29 protein-coding genes and 1 pseudogene are annotated in these 14,617 nt (G+C 60.7%); all 30 read left to right on the forward strand.

Translation table 11 applies throughout. The annotated features are described in order from the left end of the window. On the forward strand, positions 1-128 hold a 128-nt coding region (locus tag Mgrana_RS08305), incomplete at its 5' end, for an EF-Tu C-terminal domain-related protein (RefSeq protein ID WP_476738584.1). A gap of 11 nt (positions 129-139) precedes the next feature. Next, positions 140-454, forward strand: coding sequence for a 30S ribosomal protein S10 (gene rpsJ, locus Mgrana_RS08310; RefSeq protein ID WP_119357146.1), 315 nt, complete (start codon positions 140-142; stop codon positions 452-454). After that, complete coding sequence (rplC, locus tag Mgrana_RS08315; protein ID WP_119357147.1) at positions 454-1,101, forward strand: 50S ribosomal protein L3; 648 nt, start codon at positions 454-456, stop codon at positions 1,099-1,101. Before rpsJ ends, rplC begins: the two co-directional genes overlap by 1 nt. Further along, the gene (gene rplD, locus Mgrana_RS08320) at positions 1,101-1,733 is read left to right on the forward strand and encodes a 50S ribosomal protein L4 (protein ID WP_119357148.1); all 633 of its coding nucleotides are present in this window, start codon (positions 1,101-1,103) and stop codon (positions 1,731-1,733) included. The genes rplC and rplD overlap by 1 nt, the downstream gene beginning before the upstream one ends. Beyond that, positions 1,730-2,020, forward strand: a complete 291-nt coding sequence (rplW, locus tag Mgrana_RS08325; protein ID WP_119357149.1) for a 50S ribosomal protein L23 — start codon at positions 1,730-1,732, stop codon at positions 2,018-2,020. Before rplD ends, rplW begins: the two co-directional genes overlap by 4 nt. Before the next feature lie 179 nt (positions 2,021-2,199). Then, positions 2,200-3,027, forward strand: coding sequence for a 50S ribosomal protein L2 (gene rplB / locus Mgrana_RS08330; protein ID WP_119357150.1), 828 nt, complete (start codon positions 2,200-2,202; stop codon positions 3,025-3,027). 11 nt (positions 3,028-3,038) lie between these two features. Further along, on the forward strand, positions 3,039-3,317 hold the full coding sequence (gene rpsS, locus Mgrana_RS08335; RefSeq protein WP_119357151.1) for a 30S ribosomal protein S19: 279 nt from the start codon (positions 3,039-3,041) through the stop codon (positions 3,315-3,317). Positions 3,318-3,327: 10 nt separating this feature from the next. Next, positions 3,328-3,669: a 50S ribosomal protein L22 gene (gene rplV, locus Mgrana_RS08340; protein WP_119357152.1), complete on the forward strand. Its 342-nt coding sequence runs from the start codon at positions 3,328-3,330 to the stop codon at positions 3,667-3,669. Continuing rightward, complete coding sequence (rpsC, locus tag Mgrana_RS08345) at positions 3,659-4,411, forward strand: 30S ribosomal protein S3 (RefSeq protein WP_119357153.1); 753 nt, start codon at positions 3,659-3,661, stop codon at positions 4,409-4,411. Before rplV ends, rpsC begins: the two co-directional genes overlap by 11 nt. A 2-nt stretch (positions 4,412-4,413) precedes the next feature. After that, the gene (rplP, locus tag Mgrana_RS08350; protein ID WP_119357154.1) at positions 4,414-4,839 is read left to right on the forward strand and encodes a 50S ribosomal protein L16; all 426 of its coding nucleotides are present in this window, start codon (positions 4,414-4,416) and stop codon (positions 4,837-4,839) included. Further along, a pseudogene (gene rpmC, locus Mgrana_RS08355) lies at positions 4,817-5,011 on the forward strand (50S ribosomal protein L29); the annotation flags it as partial. The gene rplP and the pseudogene rpmC, both read left to right, overlap by 23 nt. Positions 5,012-5,118: 107 nt before the next feature. After that, positions 5,119-5,412, forward strand: a complete 294-nt coding sequence (gene rpsQ / locus Mgrana_RS08360; protein WP_119357156.1) for a 30S ribosomal protein S17 — start codon at positions 5,119-5,121, stop codon at positions 5,410-5,412. Further along, on the forward strand, positions 5,409-5,777 hold the full coding sequence (gene rplN, locus Mgrana_RS08365; protein ID WP_119357157.1) for a 50S ribosomal protein L14: 369 nt from the start codon (positions 5,409-5,411) through the stop codon (positions 5,775-5,777). The genes rpsQ and rplN overlap by 4 nt, the downstream gene beginning before the upstream one ends. A 120-nt stretch (positions 5,778-5,897) precedes the next feature. Continuing rightward, positions 5,898-6,227, forward strand: coding sequence for a 50S ribosomal protein L24 (gene rplX, locus Mgrana_RS08370; protein ID WP_119357158.1), 330 nt, complete (start codon positions 5,898-5,900; stop codon positions 6,225-6,227). Between the two features lie 9 nt (positions 6,228-6,236). Continuing rightward, positions 6,237-6,785: a 50S ribosomal protein L5 gene (gene rplE, locus Mgrana_RS08375; protein ID WP_119357159.1), complete on the forward strand. Its 549-nt coding sequence runs from the start codon at positions 6,237-6,239 to the stop codon at positions 6,783-6,785. A 33-nt stretch (positions 6,786-6,818) separates the two neighbouring features. Next, positions 6,819-7,088: a 30S ribosomal protein S14 gene (gene rpsN / locus Mgrana_RS08380; protein WP_119357160.1), complete on the forward strand. Its 270-nt coding sequence runs from the start codon at positions 6,819-6,821 to the stop codon at positions 7,086-7,088. Positions 7,089-7,252: 164 nt separating this feature from the next. Then, on the forward strand, positions 7,253-7,648 hold the full coding sequence (rpsH, locus tag Mgrana_RS08385; protein WP_119357161.1) for a 30S ribosomal protein S8: 396 nt from the start codon (positions 7,253-7,255) through the stop codon (positions 7,646-7,648). Next, positions 7,648-8,190: a 50S ribosomal protein L6 gene (rplF, locus tag Mgrana_RS08390; protein WP_119357162.1), complete on the forward strand. Its 543-nt coding sequence runs from the start codon at positions 7,648-7,650 to the stop codon at positions 8,188-8,190. The genes rpsH and rplF overlap by 1 nt, the downstream gene beginning before the upstream one ends. Positions 8,191-8,201: 11 nt before the next feature. Then, the gene (rplR, locus tag Mgrana_RS08395) at positions 8,202-8,540 is read left to right on the forward strand and encodes a 50S ribosomal protein L18 (RefSeq protein WP_119357163.1); all 339 of its coding nucleotides are present in this window, start codon (positions 8,202-8,204) and stop codon (positions 8,538-8,540) included. An 85-nt stretch (positions 8,541-8,625) separates the two neighbouring features. Next, positions 8,626-9,129 (forward strand): 30S ribosomal protein S5, encoded by a 504-nt coding sequence (gene rpsE, locus Mgrana_RS08400; RefSeq protein ID WP_119357164.1) that lies wholly within the window; start codon positions 8,626-8,628, stop codon positions 9,127-9,129. Positions 9,130-9,147: 18 nt separating this feature from the next. Then, positions 9,148-9,324 carry a 50S ribosomal protein L30 gene (rpmD, locus tag Mgrana_RS08405; protein WP_119357165.1) on the forward strand — a complete coding sequence of 59 codons (177 nt, stop codon included), beginning with the start codon at positions 9,148-9,150 and terminating at the stop codon, positions 9,322-9,324. Positions 9,325-9,340: 16 nt separating this feature from the next. Next, a complete protein-coding gene (gene rplO, locus Mgrana_RS08410) occupies positions 9,341-9,808 on the forward strand; it encodes a 50S ribosomal protein L15 (RefSeq protein ID WP_119357166.1) in 468 nt (155 codons plus the stop codon). Position 9,809: 1 nt separating this feature from the next. Then, a complete protein-coding gene (gene secY, locus Mgrana_RS08415) occupies positions 9,810-11,138 on the forward strand; it encodes a preprotein translocase subunit SecY (RefSeq protein ID WP_119357167.1) in 1,329 nt (442 codons plus the stop codon). Positions 11,139-11,149: 11 nt separating this feature from the next. Beyond that, a complete protein-coding gene (locus tag Mgrana_RS08420; protein ID WP_119357168.1) occupies positions 11,150-11,722 on the forward strand; it encodes an adenylate kinase in 573 nt (190 codons plus the stop codon). A 15-nt stretch (positions 11,723-11,737) separates the two neighbouring features. Beyond that, positions 11,738-12,523 (forward strand): type I methionyl aminopeptidase, encoded by a 786-nt coding sequence (map, locus tag Mgrana_RS08425; RefSeq protein WP_119357169.1) that lies wholly within the window; start codon positions 11,738-11,740, stop codon positions 12,521-12,523. A gap of 10 nt (positions 12,524-12,533) precedes the next feature. Continuing rightward, positions 12,534-12,752, forward strand: coding sequence for a translation initiation factor IF-1 (gene infA / locus Mgrana_RS08430; RefSeq protein WP_119357170.1), 219 nt, complete (start codon positions 12,534-12,536; stop codon positions 12,750-12,752). Between the two features lie 37 nt (positions 12,753-12,789). Beyond that, positions 12,790-12,903 carry a 50S ribosomal protein L36 gene (gene rpmJ, locus Mgrana_RS08435; RefSeq protein WP_119357171.1) on the forward strand — a complete coding sequence of 38 codons (114 nt, stop codon included), beginning with the start codon at positions 12,790-12,792 and terminating at the stop codon, positions 12,901-12,903. 44 nt (positions 12,904-12,947) lie between these two features. Next, positions 12,948-13,328, forward strand: coding sequence for a 30S ribosomal protein S13 (gene rpsM, locus Mgrana_RS08440; RefSeq protein ID WP_119357172.1), 381 nt, complete (start codon positions 12,948-12,950; stop codon positions 13,326-13,328). A gap of 147 nt (positions 13,329-13,475) precedes the next feature. Then, positions 13,476-13,883, forward strand: coding sequence for a 30S ribosomal protein S11 (rpsK, locus tag Mgrana_RS08445; protein ID WP_119357173.1), 408 nt, complete (start codon positions 13,476-13,478; stop codon positions 13,881-13,883). A gap of 81 nt (positions 13,884-13,964) precedes the next feature. Then, the gene (gene rpsD, locus Mgrana_RS08450) at positions 13,965-14,585 is read left to right on the forward strand and encodes a 30S ribosomal protein S4 (RefSeq protein ID WP_119357174.1); all 621 of its coding nucleotides are present in this window, start codon (positions 13,965-13,967) and stop codon (positions 14,583-14,585) included. Positions 14,586-14,617: the final 32 nt, after the last annotated feature.

The following is a 14,617-nucleotide window of genomic DNA, read 5'->3' on the forward strand; positions in this document are numbered from 1 at the left end:
CGGGGGACAATATCACCTTCACGGTGGAGCTGATCAAGCCCATTGCGATGGAGGAGGGATTGCGGTTTGCCATCCGTGAGGGTGGGCGTACCGTCGGCGCAGGCGTCGTCGCAAAAATCATCGAGTAAAGGAGCCCTGAATGCCCAAGATCCGTATCAAACTTCGGGGCTTTGACCACAAGAGCTTGGATGCTTCGGCGGCCAAGATTGTGGAAACTGCCCGCCGCAGCGGCGCACAGGTGGCAGGGCCGGTGCCCCTGCCCACCCGAATTCGTCGCTTTACCGTGCTGCGGGGCCCCTTCAAGCACAAAGATAGCCGTGAGCATTTCGAGCTGCGCACCCACAACCGCTTGGTGGATATCACCGATCCCACCCCCAAGACCATTGAGGGGTTGCGGAACCTGGATCTGCCCACTGGGGTGGAGCTCGAGCTCAAAGTGGTAGGAGGCCGCTGATGAAGGGCATCCTTGGTACTAAAGTGGGCATGACCCAGATCTGGCGCAACGACCGGGCCATCCCGGTTACGGTGATCTTGGCTGGGCCCTGTCCGGTAGTCCAGCGCCGCACCACCGAAAAAGACGGTTACGAGGCGGTGCAACTGGGCTTTCAAGCCCAGAAAGCCCAGCGGGTCAACAAGCCCATGAAGGGTCACTTCGCTAAAGCCGGGGTGGAGCCGGTCAAGTACCTCAAAGAGCTGCGCGGCTTCAACCCCGAGAGCGATACCGTTACGGTGGGCATTTTTAGCGCCGGTGAGGCTGTGGACGTGACCGGCACCTCGAAGGGTCACGGCTTTACCGGGGTGATGAAGAAGTGGAGCTTTGCCGGTGGAAATGATAGCCACGGAGCCCACAAAGTTCACCGCCACGGTGGTTCGATCGGTAACCGCAAGACCCCAGGCCGGGTCTTCAAGGGGAAGAAGATGGCCGGGCGCTGGGGCAATGAGAAAGTCACCATCCAGGGCCTCGAGGTCATAGACATCCTTCCTGAGGAGAACCTGCTCCTGATCAAGGGCTCGGTTCCCGGCGCCAATGGCTCTTTGGTGGTGGTGCGGCAGACCGCTAAGGTTCCGGCCCGCCGCGGCGAGGGAAAGGGAGGTAAATAATGGCCTACACCCTTTCTGTATTAGGCAGCGGTAAGACTGTGGAAGCAGCCTTGCCCGAGTCCATCAACCCGCACGTGCTCTATGAGGTGGTGCGCTGGCAGCTGGCCTCGCGCCGCCGGGGCACAGCAGCCACCAAAACCCGCTCCAAGGTGGCCTTTACTGGCAAGAAGATGTACGCCCAGAAGCATACCGGGCGGGCTCGCCACGGCGACGCTGGAGCGCCCATCTTCGTGGGGGGTGGTACCACTTTTGGGCCCCAGCCGCGGGACTACGGCTATACCCTGCCCAAGAAGGTGCGCAAGCTGGGGCTCAGCATGGCCCTGGCTGACCGGGCCAAGGAGGGCAAGCTGCTCCTGGTGGATGGCTTTCAAGGGGTAAACGGCAAGACCAAGGAGTTTGTGGCCTGGTTGGCCGCCAACCAGCTCGAGGGACATACCGTGCTTTTGGTCACCTCTAACCCCCTGGTGGCCCGCGCCGCCCGCAACCTGGCTAAGGTGCGTATCCTGGCTCCAGAAGGGCTCAACGTTTACGATATCCTCCGCCAAGAAACCCTGGTCATGGAGCTTTCCGCTTGGGAAAACCTGCAGGCCCGCCTGGGGGAGGGTACAACCAAAGGGGGTGAAGCGCAGTGAAGACCCCTTTTGACATCATCCTCAAGCCGGTGCTCTCGGAGAAGGCCTATTCCAAGTTCGCAGAGGGAACCTACACCTTCTGGGTGGCCCCCGATTCCAACAAGACCGAGATCGCCAATGCGATAGAGTCGGCCTTCAAGGTTAAGGTGGTGCGGGTGAATATCCAGAATACCCTGGGCAAAAACAAGCGCCTGGGCAAGTTCGAGGGTAAGCGCCCTGACCGCAAAAAAGCCATTGTGACGGTGGCTCCAGGACAGAAGATCGAGGCTCTAGAAGGGCTGATCTAGCCCGGGCCTGATCGAGATTATTGGAGGGTCGGCCTGAATCACAAACCTTCAGCCGCCACCCTCAGCCTCGAGGCCAGAGCGCTTTGGTCCGATCTCACGGGGACTAAAGCCGATGAAGAGGCGAGAATCCACTTGGAAGCAGGACGACTCCGGCCCGTCCGTATCAAGTGAGGTACAAGATGCCTGTTAAGAAGTTCAGACCCTACACCCCCTCGCGCCGCACCATGACGGTGGCGGACTTCTCCGGCCTCACCAAAAAGCGTCCGGAGAAGAGCCTCACCACCCCCATGCCCAAAACCGGTGGGCGCAACAACCAGGGCCGCACCACCAGCCGCTTTATCTCTGGTGGACACAAGCAGCTCTACCGCATCATTGATTTCCGCCGGCGGGACAAGGCCGGAATTCCGGCCCGGGTTGCGGCCATTGAATACGACCCCAACCGCACGGCCCGCATTGCGTTGCTGTTTTACCGCGACGGCGAAAAGCGCTACATCTTGGCGCCCGATGGCCTAGCCGTGAATACCCAGGTGGTCAGTGGTCCCGAGGCCCCGGTGGCGGCGGGTAACGCCTTGCCTCTGCGGTTCATTCCGGTGGGCACGGTGATTCACGCGGTCGAGCTCGAGCCCGGCAAGGGGGCCAAGATGGCCCGCAGCGCCGGGACCAGCATTCAGGTTCAAGGCCGCGAAGGCGAGTACGTGATCCTGCGCCTGCCCTCAGGGGAGCTGCGCCGGGTTCATGCCGAGAGCTATGCCACCATCGGCACGGTTAGCAACGCCGATCACAAGAACATCGTTCTGGGTAAAGCCGGGCGCACCCGCTACCTGGGCCGCAAGGGCCATGTGCGCGGTAGCGTGATGAACCCGGTGGATCACCCCCACGGTGGGGGTGAGGGGCGTACCCCGCGCGGTCGTCCGCCGGTCTCGCCCTGGGGCCAGCAGGCTAAGGGCCTCAAGACCCGCAAAAAGAAGAAGCCCTCGAGCGCCTTTATCGTCGCTCGGCGCAAGTAGAGGAGTGATCTATGCCGCGTAGCTTGAAAAAAGGAGTGTTCGTGGATGGTCACCTGCTCGAGAAGGTCGAGGCGCTGAACGCCAAGAACGAGAAGCGGGTGATCAAGACCTGGAGCCGCCGCAGCACCATTGTGCCGGAGATGATCGGGCACACCCTGGCGGTCTATAACGGCAAGCAGCACGTGCCGGTGTACATCACCGAGCAGATGGTGGGCCACAAGTTGGGTGAGTTCTCGCCCACCCGCACCTATCGCGGGCACAGCCGTGAGGCCAAGGCTGCCGCCAAGTAAAGGAGGGGATGTGGAAGCCAAAGCCAGTGCCCGTTATGTGCGCCAGTCGCCCCAAAAGGTGCGTCTGGTGGTGGATCTGATTCGCGGCAAGCCGGTGGAGGAGGCCCGGGCCATCCTCAAGTTCACCCCGCACCGGGCCAGCGAGCCGGTGGGTAAGGTTCTTGAGAGCGCCTCGGCCAATGCCGTCAACAACTACGACATGCTCGAGGATCAGCTCTTTGTCAAAGCCGCCTTTGTGGATGAAGGCCCCAGCCTCAAGCGGGTTATGCCCCGCGCCCGGGGCCGTGCCGACATGATCAAGAAGCGCACCAGCCACATCACCATCATCGTGGGGGAGAAAGATGGGAAATAAGATCAATCCGGTGGGCCTGCGCCTGGGGATCACCCGCGAGTTTGAGTCGCGCTGGTACGCCGGTAAAAAAGACTATGCCCGGATCCTCACCGAGGACCGAGCCATTCGCCAGCTGCTCGAGAAAGAGCTGGGGGCTGCCGGACTGGCCCGCATTGACATCGAACGGGCTGCCGACAACATTGCGGTCAACGTTTACGCGGCTAAGCCCGGGGTGGTGATCGGGCGCGGTGGGGAGACCATCAAGCGCTTGCGCGAGGCCTTACAGAGCAAGTTCCCCGGTAAGACCGTGGCCCTCAACGTGCAGGAGGTGGGCAACCCCAACCTCAGCGCTCCCTTGGTGGCACAGCGGGTGGCTGAGCAGATCGAGCGCCGCTTTGCGGTGCGCCGCAGCATCAAGCAGGCGGTTCAGCGCGTGCGGGAATCGGGTGCTCAGGGGGCCAAAATCGTGGTCTCGGGTCGCATTGGCGGGGCCGAGCAGGCCCGGGTGGAGTGGGCGGCTGAGGGTCGGGTACCGTTGCACACCCTGCGGGCCAACATTGACTACGGTACTGCCCGGGCCGAGACCACCTATGGTTCCTTGGGGGTCAAGGCCTATGTGTTCCAAGGGGAGGTTATCGGGGGGAAAAAGGTGGTACCGGGGGCTGCCCCTGCCGCCCGTCCTTCCGCTCCCAAGCGCGAGGAGGGTAAGCCCCGTCGCCGCTCCGCGGTGCGCAAATCCGGTCCGCAAGAAGGAGGTCAGTAGCCATGCTGATGCCCAAGCGCATGAAATACCGCAAGGCCCACCGAGGCCGGATGCGTGGCACCGCCAAGGGTGGGGATTATGTGGCCTTTGGGGAGTATGGCCTGGTTAGCCTCGAGCCCACCTGGGTCACCAGCCAGCAGATCGAGGCGGCCCGCGTGGCGATGGTGCGGCACTTCCGCCGGGGGGGTAAGATTTTTATTCGCATCTTCCCCGACAAACCCTTCACCAAAAAGCCCCTAGAAGTGCGAATGGGTAAGGGTAAGGGCAACGTCGAGGGATATGTGGCCGTGGTCAAGCCGGGCCGTGTGATGTTTGAGGTGAGCGGCGTGACAGAGGAACAGGCCCGTGAGGCCTTGCGCCTGGCGGGGCATAAGCTCCCCATGCAGACCAAGGTGGTGAAGCGCGATGCCTACGACGAAGCTCAGTGATCTACGCAAGCTGGCCCCTGCGGACCTGCAAAAGCGGGTGATGGATAGCAAGAAAGAGCTGATGGAACTGCGTTTCCAGGCCAGCATCGGCCAGCTCGACAAGAACCATCGGGTGCGCGAGGTCAAGCGAGAGGTGGCGCAGATGCTCACCGTGCTGGGCGAGAAGGCCCGAGGGGTAGAGGTGGTCTCGAAAGCGGAGGTTGTGGCTAAGCCCACCCGCAAACCGGCAGCCAAGAAGCCCTCGAGCCGCGCCAAGAAAGCCGCCGAGTAAGGAGAACTATGCCTAAAAAACTGATAACCGGCGTGGTGGTGAGCGACAAGGCGCAGAAGACTGTGAGCGTGTTGGTTGAGCGCCAGATGCAGCACCCCATCTACGGCAAGGTGATTCGTCAGAGCAAGAAGTACCTCGCCCACGATGAAAACGGGGAGTATAAAACCGGGGATGTCGTGGAGATCCGCGAAGCCCGGCCGATCTCTAAGAACAAGAAGTTCGTGGTGGTACGCCGCCTGGAAGAGGGGCGCACCGACCTGGTGGAGCGCTACCAACTGCGCAAGGAGCGGGGTAACGCATGATCCAACAAGAAACAGTTTTGGATGTGGCCGATAACACCGGGGCCCGGAAGATCGCCTGTATTCGGGTGATGGGGGGGCACTACCGCAAGTACGCCAGCGTGGGGGACGTGATTGTGGCCTCGGTCAAGGAGGCCATTCCTCGCGGGATGGTCAAGAAGGGCGACGTGGTAAAAGCGGTGGTGGTGCGTACCGCCAAGGAGATCAAGCGGGGGGACGGCAGCAGCATTCGCTTCGACACCAACGCCGCGGTGATCATCAATCCACAGAATGAGCCGCGCGGAACCCGGGTGTTTGGCCCGGTGGCCCGTGAACTGCGCGAGCGCGGCTTCATGAAGATCGTCTCGTTGGCCCCCGAGGTGCTCTGAGCTGGGGAACCCAGGGCCGGTGCTTTTCTTTGAGGATTTTGCTATACTTGCCCTTTGGCGCTCGAGTGGGGGGAGAATTCCCCTCCATCCTTTGAGGAAAGCGATCAGGTCGGAGGAGTCATGAAGGTACACATCAAAAAAGGTGACAACGTGGTGGTCCTCTCCGGGCGAGAGGGTCTGCGCGGGGCCACCGGAAAGGTTAAGACCGTCCTGCCCCGAGAGGGTATGGTGGTGGTGGAGGGGGTTAATATCGTCAAAAAGGCGGTGCGCCCCAACCCCCGCAACCCCCAGGGTGGGTTCATTGAGCAGGAGGCGCCGCTGCACGCCTCCAAGGTGATGCCCATTTGTCCGAGCTGTGAAAAGCCCACCCGCATCCGCAAAAAGCTCCTGGATGACGGGAGCAAGATTCGCGTTTGTGCCAAGTGCGGCAGCAGCCTTGAGACCCGCTAAGAGGTGTGTATGGCGCTAGAAGTCGCACTCAAACAACACTATAAGGAGCACGTCCGCCCCGAGCTGATGAAGCGGTTTGGCTACACCAACCCCATGGCCGCCCCGCGCTTGGTCAAAATTGTGGTGAATCAGGGCTTGGGCGAGGCCAAAGAAGATAGCCGAATCCTCGAGAAGGCCGGTAAGGAGCTGGCGGTTATCACCGGGCAGCAGCCTGCGGTAACCAAGGCCAAAAAGAGCATCTCCAACTTCAAGCTGCGCCAGGGGATGCCGATTGGTCTGCGGGTTACCCTGCGCGGAGACCGGATGTGGATTTTCGCTGAAAAGCTCATTCACATTGCCTTGCCCCGCATCCGTGATTTTCGTGGGGTGAACCCCGGTAGCTTTGATGGTCGCGGCAACTACAACCTGGGGCTGCGGGAACAGGCCATCTTCCCGGAGATCACCTTCGACATGGTGGATGCGGTGCGGGGTATGGATGTGGCGGTGGTGACCACTGCCCGCAATGACGAGGAAGCCAAGGCGCTTTTGGAACTCCTGGGCTTTCCCTTCCGCAAGTAAGTCTGAGTTTCTATTGAGGAAAGGAGGTGACACATGGCTAAAAAATCCCAGATGGAAAAGATGAAGCGCAAGCAGAAGACCATCGCCAAGTACGCGGCCAAGCGGGCTGCGCTCAAGGCAGCCGGCGACTATGCGGGCTTGGCCGCTCTGCCCCGCGATGCCAGCCCCACCCGTCACAAAAACCGCTCGTTCATGAGTGGGCGCAGCCGCTCGTTCATTCGCTACTTTGGCATCTCCCGCATCGAGCTCCGCGAAATGGCTCACAAGGGTCAGCTTCCCGGGGTGAAGAAGGCAAGCTGGTAGGGCAGCTCTGTAGGTCGGAACGTTTGGGCCGATACCGCAGGGTTTAGCCGTTCAGGAAGGGTTGAGGGCGTTCTAAGCTGTACGGTTGGTTCTTTTTGACCAAAACCTGGCTTCGCAAACGTTCAAGGACAAACGGCCCGGCCTGAAAAGAAGGAGAATTCACGATGTTTAGTGATCCGATTGCCGACATGTTGACCCGAATCCGCAATGGGCTCGTGGTCCACAAGGAAAGTGTGGATGTCCCTGCTTCGAAGTTTAAGGAGCAGATTGCCGACATCTTGGTCAAAGAAGGCTTCCTTAGGGGAGTGGAGCGCCACGAGAACGAGGGAAAGCCCTTCCTGCGCTTGTTCCTCAAGTATGGCCCTCGCCGTGAGCAGGTCATCCAGCATATTCAGCGGGTCTCCCGCCCAGGGCGGCGAGTGTACGTGGGGGCAGAGAATGTTCCCAATGTGCGCCGGGGACTGGGGCTGGCCATCATCTCGACCTCCAAGGGGCTGCTCCCTGACCGCGAGGCGCGCAAGCTCGGGGTCGGTGGTGAAGTGATCTGCGAGGTGTGGTAATGAGTCGCATTGGTAAGCAACCCATTCCTCTGCCCAAGGGGGTTACCGCCGAGGTGAGCGGTGGGGCAGTCAAGGTTAAAGGCCCTAAGGGCGAGTTGACCGTCAACTACAACCCTCAGATGCAGATCAAGAGCGAGAACGGCAGCCTCACCGTAAGCCGCAGCTCGGATAGCCGCACGGATAAAAGCCTGCACGGCCTGACCCGGACCCTCATTGCCAACGCGGTGCAGGGGGTCTCGAGCGGCTTCGTCAAAGAGATGCTGATCAGCGGTACCGGTTACCGCGCCCAGATGCAGGGCAAGAACCTCGAGCTCAGCGTGGGGTACAGCCACCGCGTAGTGGTGAACCCACCGGCGGGGGTCACCTTCGAGGTTCCCGAGCCCACCCGGGTGCGGGTGGTGGGTATTGACAAGCAGCTCGTGGGTCAGGTTGCCGCCAATCTGCGCGAGGTGCGCAAGCCGGATGCTTACCACGGTAAGGGCGTCCGCTATGCTGACGAGGTTCTCAAGCTCAAGCCAGGTAAGGCCGCAGGGGCCAAGTAAAGGAGCACAATATGGCCCATCTTTCCACTACCGATCGCCGTAAGTACCGCGTGCGCAATGCGGTGAAGTCCAGTGGGCGCCTGCGCCTGTCGGTACACCGCTCATTGCAGCACATCTACGCTCAGATCATTGACGACGCCAAGGGGGAAACCCTGGCCACGGCCAGCAGCCTGGCCCTGGGGCTCAAGGGCAACAAAACGGAGATGGCCAAGAAGGTTGGTCAGGCTATCGCCGAAGCGGCTAAGGCCAAGGGCATTACCACGGTGGTGTTCGATCGGGGCGCCTTCAAGTATCACGGGCGAGTCAAGGCTTTGGCCGACGGGGCCCGCGAAGGTGGGTTGCAGTTCTAGCTGGAAGCCGAGGGCTGAACCTCTAAGGCCGAGAATTTCGCTTTAGCCTTCAGCCTTGAGCCTTCCGCCTTTAGCGAGGTTGAGAATGCCTGAAACCGATTTTGAAGAGAAGATGATCGAGGTGCGCCGTACCTCGAAGACCTACCAAGGCGGGCGCCGTTTTCGTTTTGGGGCACTTGTGGCCGTGGGAGACCGCCAGGGCCGGGTGGGGCTTGGGCTGGGTAAGGCCAAGGAAGTCCCGGTGGCCGTACAGAAGGCCAACAACTACGCTCGCCGTTCGATGATTGACGTACCGCTCAAGAACGGTACCATCCCTCACGAGATCACCGTGACCTGGGGTTCCTCGACCATCCTGCTGCGGCCGGCTGCGCCGGGTACGGGGGTAATTGCGGGGAAGGTGCCCCGGGCCATCCTCGAGCTCGCCGGGATCACCGATATCCTGACCAAAGAACTGGGCTCGCGCAACTATGTCAATCAGGCCTATGCCACCCTCGAGGCCTTGCGCCAGCTGCAGACCTGGGAGGACGTGAAGCGGCTGCGCAAAGCTGAGCCGAAAAGCGAAGGGGGTGAGGCCCAGGCGGTGCAGTAGCCCCGCGATGGCAAGCCTATGGCGACCATTAAAGTCCGGCTGATCAAGAGCCCTATCGGTTATCCGCACGATCAAAAGGCGGCCCTCAAGGTATTGGGGCTCACCAAGATGCACCGCGTTCGTGAGGTCCAGGACAACCCCGCGATGCGCGGACAGATTCGCAAAGTGGCTCACCTCGTTGAGGTGATTCAGTAGCCCTCAGGAGCAAACCATGAAACTTTCCGATCTTCGCCCCAATGAAGGGGCTAATAAGCGCAAGAAGCGCGTGGCCCGTGGCCCCGGCTCGGGCCACGGCAAGACCGCTGGGCGCGGCCACAAAGGGCAGAAATCCCGTTCCGGTGGCTTGAAGAACTCGGCTCGCTTCGAAGGCGGGCGCTCGACCTTGCTGATGCGCCTGCCTAAGCGCGGGATGGGTGGGCAGGTGCCGGGGGAGATCCCACGGGTTGAGTACCAGGTGGTCAATCTTGGCCTTATCGCCAAGCACTTCACCTCCGGTGAGGTAAACCCGGAGGCCCTGGTTCAGGCGGGTCTGGTCCGGCCTGGGTATCCGGTAAAGGTGCTGGCCCAAGGGGAGGCCAGCGGGGTCAGGGTCCATGCCCATAAGTTCTCCCAGGCGGCAGCCGAAAAGCTCAAGGCAGCCGGCGGCGAAGCAGTAGAGATCCAGCCCAAGGGGGCCTAGGATGCTACAGGCCTTCCGCTCCGCGCTGGTTATCCCTGAATTGCGCCGGCGCATCCTGTTCACGCTGTTTGTGCTGGCGCTGTACCGGCTGGGGAACTTCATCCCCACGCCGGGGGTGGACATCTCCAAGATCCGTGATTTTCTGGGCACTCAGGCCGGAAGCGCTTTGGGCTTGGTCAACCTGTTCAGCGGCGGAAACTTTGAGCAGTTCTCGATCTTCGCCCTGGGCATCATGCCTTACATCACCGCCAGCATCATCATGCAGCTTTTGGTAACGGTGATTCCCAGCCTCGAGAAGCTGCAAAAAGAAGGCCCTGAAGGACAGAAGCAAATCCAGCAGTACACGCGCATCGCTGGGATCGCCCTTGGCGCGGTGCAGGGGCTGTTTTTGGCGGTGACCTTTCTCGAGTCCAACGCGGGTGCTTTTTTGCTGCCCGGCTGGGAACCCGGTTTCTTCTTCCGCTTCGTGGTGGTGGTGACCCAGGTGGCTGGTATCGCTTTGCTGCTTTGGATGGCGGAGCGCATCACCGAGTATGGGATCGGCAACGGTACCAGCATGATCATCTTTGCCGGGATCGTAGCGAGCTGGTTGCCCCAGTTGGGCCGCACCTTTGGTTTGGTGCGCACCGGCGAGGTCAACCTGATCGCCCTCTTGATTTTCCTGGCCTTTGTGGTGGTGGCTTTTGCCTTCATGGCGGGGGTACAGCAGGCTGAACGGCGCATTCCGGTGCAGTATGCCCGTAAGCAGGTAGGGCGTAAGGTGTTTGGTGGCCAGGCCACCTATATCCCCATCAAGCTCAACGCGGCCGGCGTGATCCCCATCGTTTTTGCCGCGGCCATCCTGCAAATCCCGCTATTTTTGACCGGGGTTCCGGCCTTCCAGAACTCGCCGATTGCCCAGGGGATTGCGAACTTCTTTAATCCGCGCAATGCTTCGGGGCTGCTCATCGAAGTGTTTTTGATCGTGGCCTTCACGTATGTCTACACTGCGGTGCAATTCGACCCCCGGCGCATCTCGGAAAACCTGCGCGAGTATGGTGGGTTTATTCCGGGGATTCGCCCGGGCGATCCCACCAAGAATTTCTTGGAGCACATTGTCTCGAGGCTAACCCTGTGGGGGGCCATCTTTCTGGGGGTGGTGGCTGCGCTGCCGACCATCTTCCAAAACGTGACCGGGGTGACCACCCTGTCCTACCATTTTTCGGGGATCAGCTTGCTGATCGTGGTGGGCGTGGCCCTCGACACCCTGCGCCAGATTGAGTCGCAGCTTCAGATGCGCAACTACGAGGGGTTCCTCAGCAAGGGCCGTCTGCGAGGCCGAACCCGTTAGAGGAGGGATGCATGGCGGAAGCGGTAATCTTTTTGGGCCCCCCCGGTGCGGGCAAAGGTACCCAGGCCAAGCGATTGGCGGCTGAGATGGGTTTTACCCAGCTCTCCACCGGTGATATCCTGCGCAGCCATGTGGCCCGGGGCAGCGAGTTGGGCCGCAGGGTGAAGCCGATCCTGGAGCGGGGCGACCTAGTGCCCGACGACCTGATTCTAGCCCTGGTGCGCGAAGAGATTGCCGCGATCCCCCATCCCAAGGTGATCTTTGATGGATTTCCCCGGACCAGCGCGCAGGCCGCAGCGCTGGATGGTTTGCTGTCGGAGCTGGGTATCTCGCTCAAGGGGGTGCTGCTGGTGACGGCCCCTGAAGAAGAGCTGGTCAAGCGCCTGCTGAACCGCGCCCAGCAGGAGGGCCGCTCCGACGATAACGAAGCCACCATCCGCAACCGCCTCGAGGTTTACAAAACCCAGACCCAACCCCTGGTGGACTACTACCAAAAGACCGGTCATCTGCGGAAGATCAATGGCCTGGGCAGCCCCGATGCGGTCTACCGCTCGATTGAGGCCGCGCTGGTGGCAGAAGCCTGAACCCCCTGAGCGATTATGGCGATCCACATCAAGAGCCCCTGGGAAATTGAGCGGATGACCGAGACCGGTCGTTTGCACACCCAGCTCTTTGCCGAGCTCGAGCCCTACATTCGCCCCGGGGTGACCACCCTCGAGCTCGATACCCTCATTCACAAGGCCATGACCCGCCTGGGGGGACAGTCTCCGCAGATCGGCTACCGGGGTGGGGGCAGCGTTCCCTATCGCTATGCCACCTGCATGTCTTTGGATGATGTGGTGGTCCATGGTTTTCCCAGTGGGCGCCCACTGCGCGAAGGGGAGATTCTCAAAGTGGATTTCGCATTTACCTACGGGGGATTCACCACCGACATGGCCAGGACATATCCTATCGGTAAGGTCTCCCCTGAGGCGGAGAAGCTGATGCGGGTTACGGAGGAAGCCTTTTGGCTGGGGCTGGAATACCTGCAACCGGGGAACCGCATCGGTGATGTGGGCCATGCGGTGCAGGAGTTCGTAGAGCGCAAGCACGGATTGTGGTGTGTGCGCGAGATGGTGGGGCATGGGGTTGGGCGGGGGATGCACGAAGACCCCCAGCTCCCCAACTACGGGGATCCTGGAAAAGGCCCCAAGCTGCGTCCGGGGATGACCCTGGCTTTTGAGCCGATGGTTTCCCTTTTCCCGGCCAAGATGGTAATATTGAATGATGGCTGGACGGCCACGGTTGGCAAAGGCAACCTGGCTGCCCACTACGAAAACACGGTGCTGATCACCGAATCTGGTCCTCGCTTGCTGACGGGGAGCCAGCGAACTGTGCCGGTTTAGGAGGAACTGCTTGGCCAAGGAAAAAGACACCATCCGGGCGGAGGGCGTGATCTCGGAAGCCTTGCCCAACACCACTTTTCGTGTCCAGCTGGATAACGGACCGGAAATCCTGTGCTACATCTCGGGCAAGATGCGCATGAACTACATCCGAATCCTCCCGGGGGATCGCGTGGTCGTGGAGATTACCCCCTATGATCCCAGCCGGGGCCGGATTGTGTACAGGAGGTAGGGCAGAAAGGCCGCCCTTCTAGGGCGGAGGAGGAACTATGAAAGTGCGGGCGTCGGTCAAGAAAATGTGTGACAAATGCAAGGTGATCAAGCGGCACGGGGTGGTGTTTGTGATCTGCCAAGACCCCACCCACAAGCAACGTCAGGGATAAACCCCACTGGGCCGAAAGAGACCTGGGGGCAAAGAGGAGAGTGAATGGCTCGTATCGCTGGTGTAGAAATTCCCCGCAATAAGCGTGTGGACATCGCCTTGGGTTATATCTACGGGGTGGGTCCGGCTCGGAGCAAAGCGGCGTTGGAGGCGACTGGGGTAAACCCGGCCACCCGCGTCAAGGACCTGAGCGAGGCTGAGGTGGCTAAGCTCCGGGATTTCGTGGAGAACACCTATAAGCTCGAGGGTGAGCTCCGCGCAGAGGTGGCCGCCAACATCAAGCGGTTGATGGATATTGGTTGTTACCGCGGCTTGCGCCATCGCCGGGGCCTGCCGGTACGCGGTCAGCGCACCCGTACCAATGCCCGTGGCCGCAAAGGCCCCCGCAAGACGGTGGCTGGGAAGAAAAAGGTCACCCGGAAGTAGCCGCAGGCCGGGTCTGCTTTTGGAAGGTTTAGGCCAAAACAGTTTCATAAAGCTGGAACGCAGATGCATAGACATCCGGTACCTGCCAGTTGAGACTCCTAAAAAATCGGCTCTGACCCCCTATTGGCCGGAGCAAAAGAGGAGAGTATGGCTGAGAAAAAAGCTTCAAGTTCGCGCAAAAAGAAGGTCAAACGTTCAGTTTCCGCTGGGCGGGCGTTTATCCACGCTTCGTACAACAACACCATTGTCACCATCACCGATAGCGAGGGCCATCCGGTCACCTGGTCCTCCGGTGGGGTGATCGGCTACAAGGGCAGCCGCAAGGGCACGCCTTATGCGGCTCAGCTTGCGGCAATGGACGCCGCCAAAAAGGCCCAGGGGTTTGGCATGAGCAGTGTGGATGTGGTGGTGCGGGGCACCGGTTCGGGCCGTGAGCAAGCCATCCGTGCCCTGCAGGCCAGTGGGATTCAGGTGCGCAGCATCGTAGACGATACCCCGCTGCCCCACAACGGCTGCCGTCCGCGCAAGAAGTTCCGCAAGACCCAGGGCAAGTAGCCCTGTGTGCTGTGGCGAACCTTAGGGTTCCCAGGTTCGCCATGACGTTTTGGGAACCCAGGCTGTAGGAGGCAATTGTACATGGGTCGTTATCGTGGTCCAATCGTGAAAATCGCCCGTCGGCTGGGCGTCAATGTGGCCGAAACCGAAAAGGTTCAAAAGTTCCTTGATCGCCGTCCCTATGCCCCAGGCCAGCACGGCCAGAAGCGCAGCCGGGGCCGTCCCTCCGATTACTCTGTGCGGTTGCGGGAGAAGCAGAAGCTGCGGTTTATCTACGATGTTTCAGAAACCCAGTTCCGCAACCTTTTTGCTGAGGCCAGCAAGCGTAAAGGGGTGACCGGTACGGTGTTTTTGCAGCTCCTGGAAAGCCGCCTGGATAACGTGGTCTTCCGGTTGGGCATTGCCAGCACCCGTCGCCAGGCGCGGCAGTTTGTGCGCCACGGGCACATTTTGGTGAACGGCAAGCGGGTTACCATCCCAGGCTACCGGGTACGCCAGGGCGATGAGATCAAGGTGGCCGAGAAGGCCAAGAAGATTGAGTTCATCACCCAAAATGTCGAGCGCTTCAAGAACCGCAAGACATTTCCCTGGCTCGAGTGGAACGCGGGCACCATGACCGGTCGTTTCCTGCGCCTCCCTGAGCGCGAGATGCTTTCTCTGCCGGTCAATGAGCAACTCGTGATCGAGTTCTACTCGAGGTAAGCGCTAGCCCATAGCGTTGCTATCGGCTATAT

It is taken from the genome of Meiothermus granaticius NBRC 107808 (assembly GCF_003574355.1).
GTDB lineage: Bacteria > Deinococcota > Deinococci > Deinococcales > Thermaceae > Meiothermus > Meiothermus granaticius.

Bases quoted from the DNA above. Each gene is read 5' to 3' on its own strand.
- rplE (WP_119357159.1), top strand. From the start codon at position 6,237: ATGGCGCTAGAAGTCGCACTCAAACAACACTATAAGGAGCACGTCCGC.
- secY (WP_119357167.1), top strand. From the start codon at position 9,810: ATGCTACAGGCCTTCCGCTCCGCGCTGGTTATCCCTGAATTGCGCCGG.
- rpsN (WP_119357160.1), top strand. From the start codon at position 6,819: ATGGCTAAAAAATCCCAGATGGAAAAGATGAAGCGCAAGCAGAAGACC.
- rpsK (WP_119357173.1), top strand. From the start codon at position 13,476: ATGGCTGAGAAAAAAGCTTCAAGTTCGCGCAAAAAGAAGGTCAAACGT.
- rpsJ (WP_119357146.1), top strand. From the start codon at position 140: ATGCCCAAGATCCGTATCAAACTTCGGGGCTTTGACCACAAGAGCTTG.
- rpsM (WP_119357172.1), top strand. From the start codon at position 12,948: ATGGCTCGTATCGCTGGTGTAGAAATTCCCCGCAATAAGCGTGTGGAC.
- rpsH (WP_119357161.1), top strand. From the start codon at position 7,253: ATGTTTAGTGATCCGATTGCCGACATGTTGACCCGAATCCGCAATGGG.
- rplX (WP_119357158.1), top strand. From the start codon at position 5,898: ATGAAGGTACACATCAAAAAAGGTGACAACGTGGTGGTCCTCTCCGGG.
- rpmD (WP_119357165.1), top strand. From the start codon at position 9,148: ATGGCGACCATTAAAGTCCGGCTGATCAAGAGCCCTATCGGTTATCCG.
- rplF (WP_119357162.1), top strand. From the start codon at position 7,648: ATGAGTCGCATTGGTAAGCAACCCATTCCTCTGCCCAAGGGGGTTACC.
- rplO (WP_119357166.1), top strand. From the start codon at position 9,341: ATGAAACTTTCCGATCTTCGCCCCAATGAAGGGGCTAATAAGCGCAAG.
- rplD (WP_119357148.1), top strand. From the start codon at position 1,101: ATGGCCTACACCCTTTCTGTATTAGGCAGCGGTAAGACTGTGGAAGCA.
- map (WP_119357169.1), top strand. From the start codon at position 11,738: ATGGCGATCCACATCAAGAGCCCCTGGGAAATTGAGCGGATGACCGAG.
- rplC (WP_119357147.1), top strand. From the start codon at position 454: ATGAAGGGCATCCTTGGTACTAAAGTGGGCATGACCCAGATCTGGCGC.
- rplN (WP_119357157.1), top strand. From the start codon at position 5,409: ATGATCCAACAAGAAACAGTTTTGGATGTGGCCGATAACACCGGGGCC.
- rplP (WP_119357154.1), top strand. From the start codon at position 4,414: ATGCTGATGCCCAAGCGCATGAAATACCGCAAGGCCCACCGAGGCCGG.
- rpsQ (WP_119357156.1), top strand. From the start codon at position 5,119: ATGCCTAAAAAACTGATAACCGGCGTGGTGGTGAGCGACAAGGCGCAG.
- rplR (WP_119357163.1), top strand. From the start codon at position 8,202: ATGGCCCATCTTTCCACTACCGATCGCCGTAAGTACCGCGTGCGCAAT.
- Mgrana_RS08420 (WP_119357168.1), top strand. From the start codon at position 11,150: ATGGCGGAAGCGGTAATCTTTTTGGGCCCCCCCGGTGCGGGCAAAGGT.
- rpsD (WP_119357174.1), top strand. From the start codon at position 13,965: ATGGGTCGTTATCGTGGTCCAATCGTGAAAATCGCCCGTCGGCTGGGC.
- rpsC (WP_119357153.1), top strand. From the start codon at position 3,659: ATGGGAAATAAGATCAATCCGGTGGGCCTGCGCCTGGGGATCACCCGC.
- rpsE (WP_119357164.1), top strand. From the start codon at position 8,626: ATGCCTGAAACCGATTTTGAAGAGAAGATGATCGAGGTGCGCCGTACC.
- rplB (WP_119357150.1), top strand. From the start codon at position 2,200: ATGCCTGTTAAGAAGTTCAGACCCTACACCCCCTCGCGCCGCACCATG.
- rpmJ (WP_119357171.1), top strand. From the start codon at position 12,790: ATGAAAGTGCGGGCGTCGGTCAAGAAAATGTGTGACAAATGCAAGGTG.
- rpsS (WP_119357151.1), top strand. From the start codon at position 3,039: ATGCCGCGTAGCTTGAAAAAAGGAGTGTTCGTGGATGGTCACCTGCTC.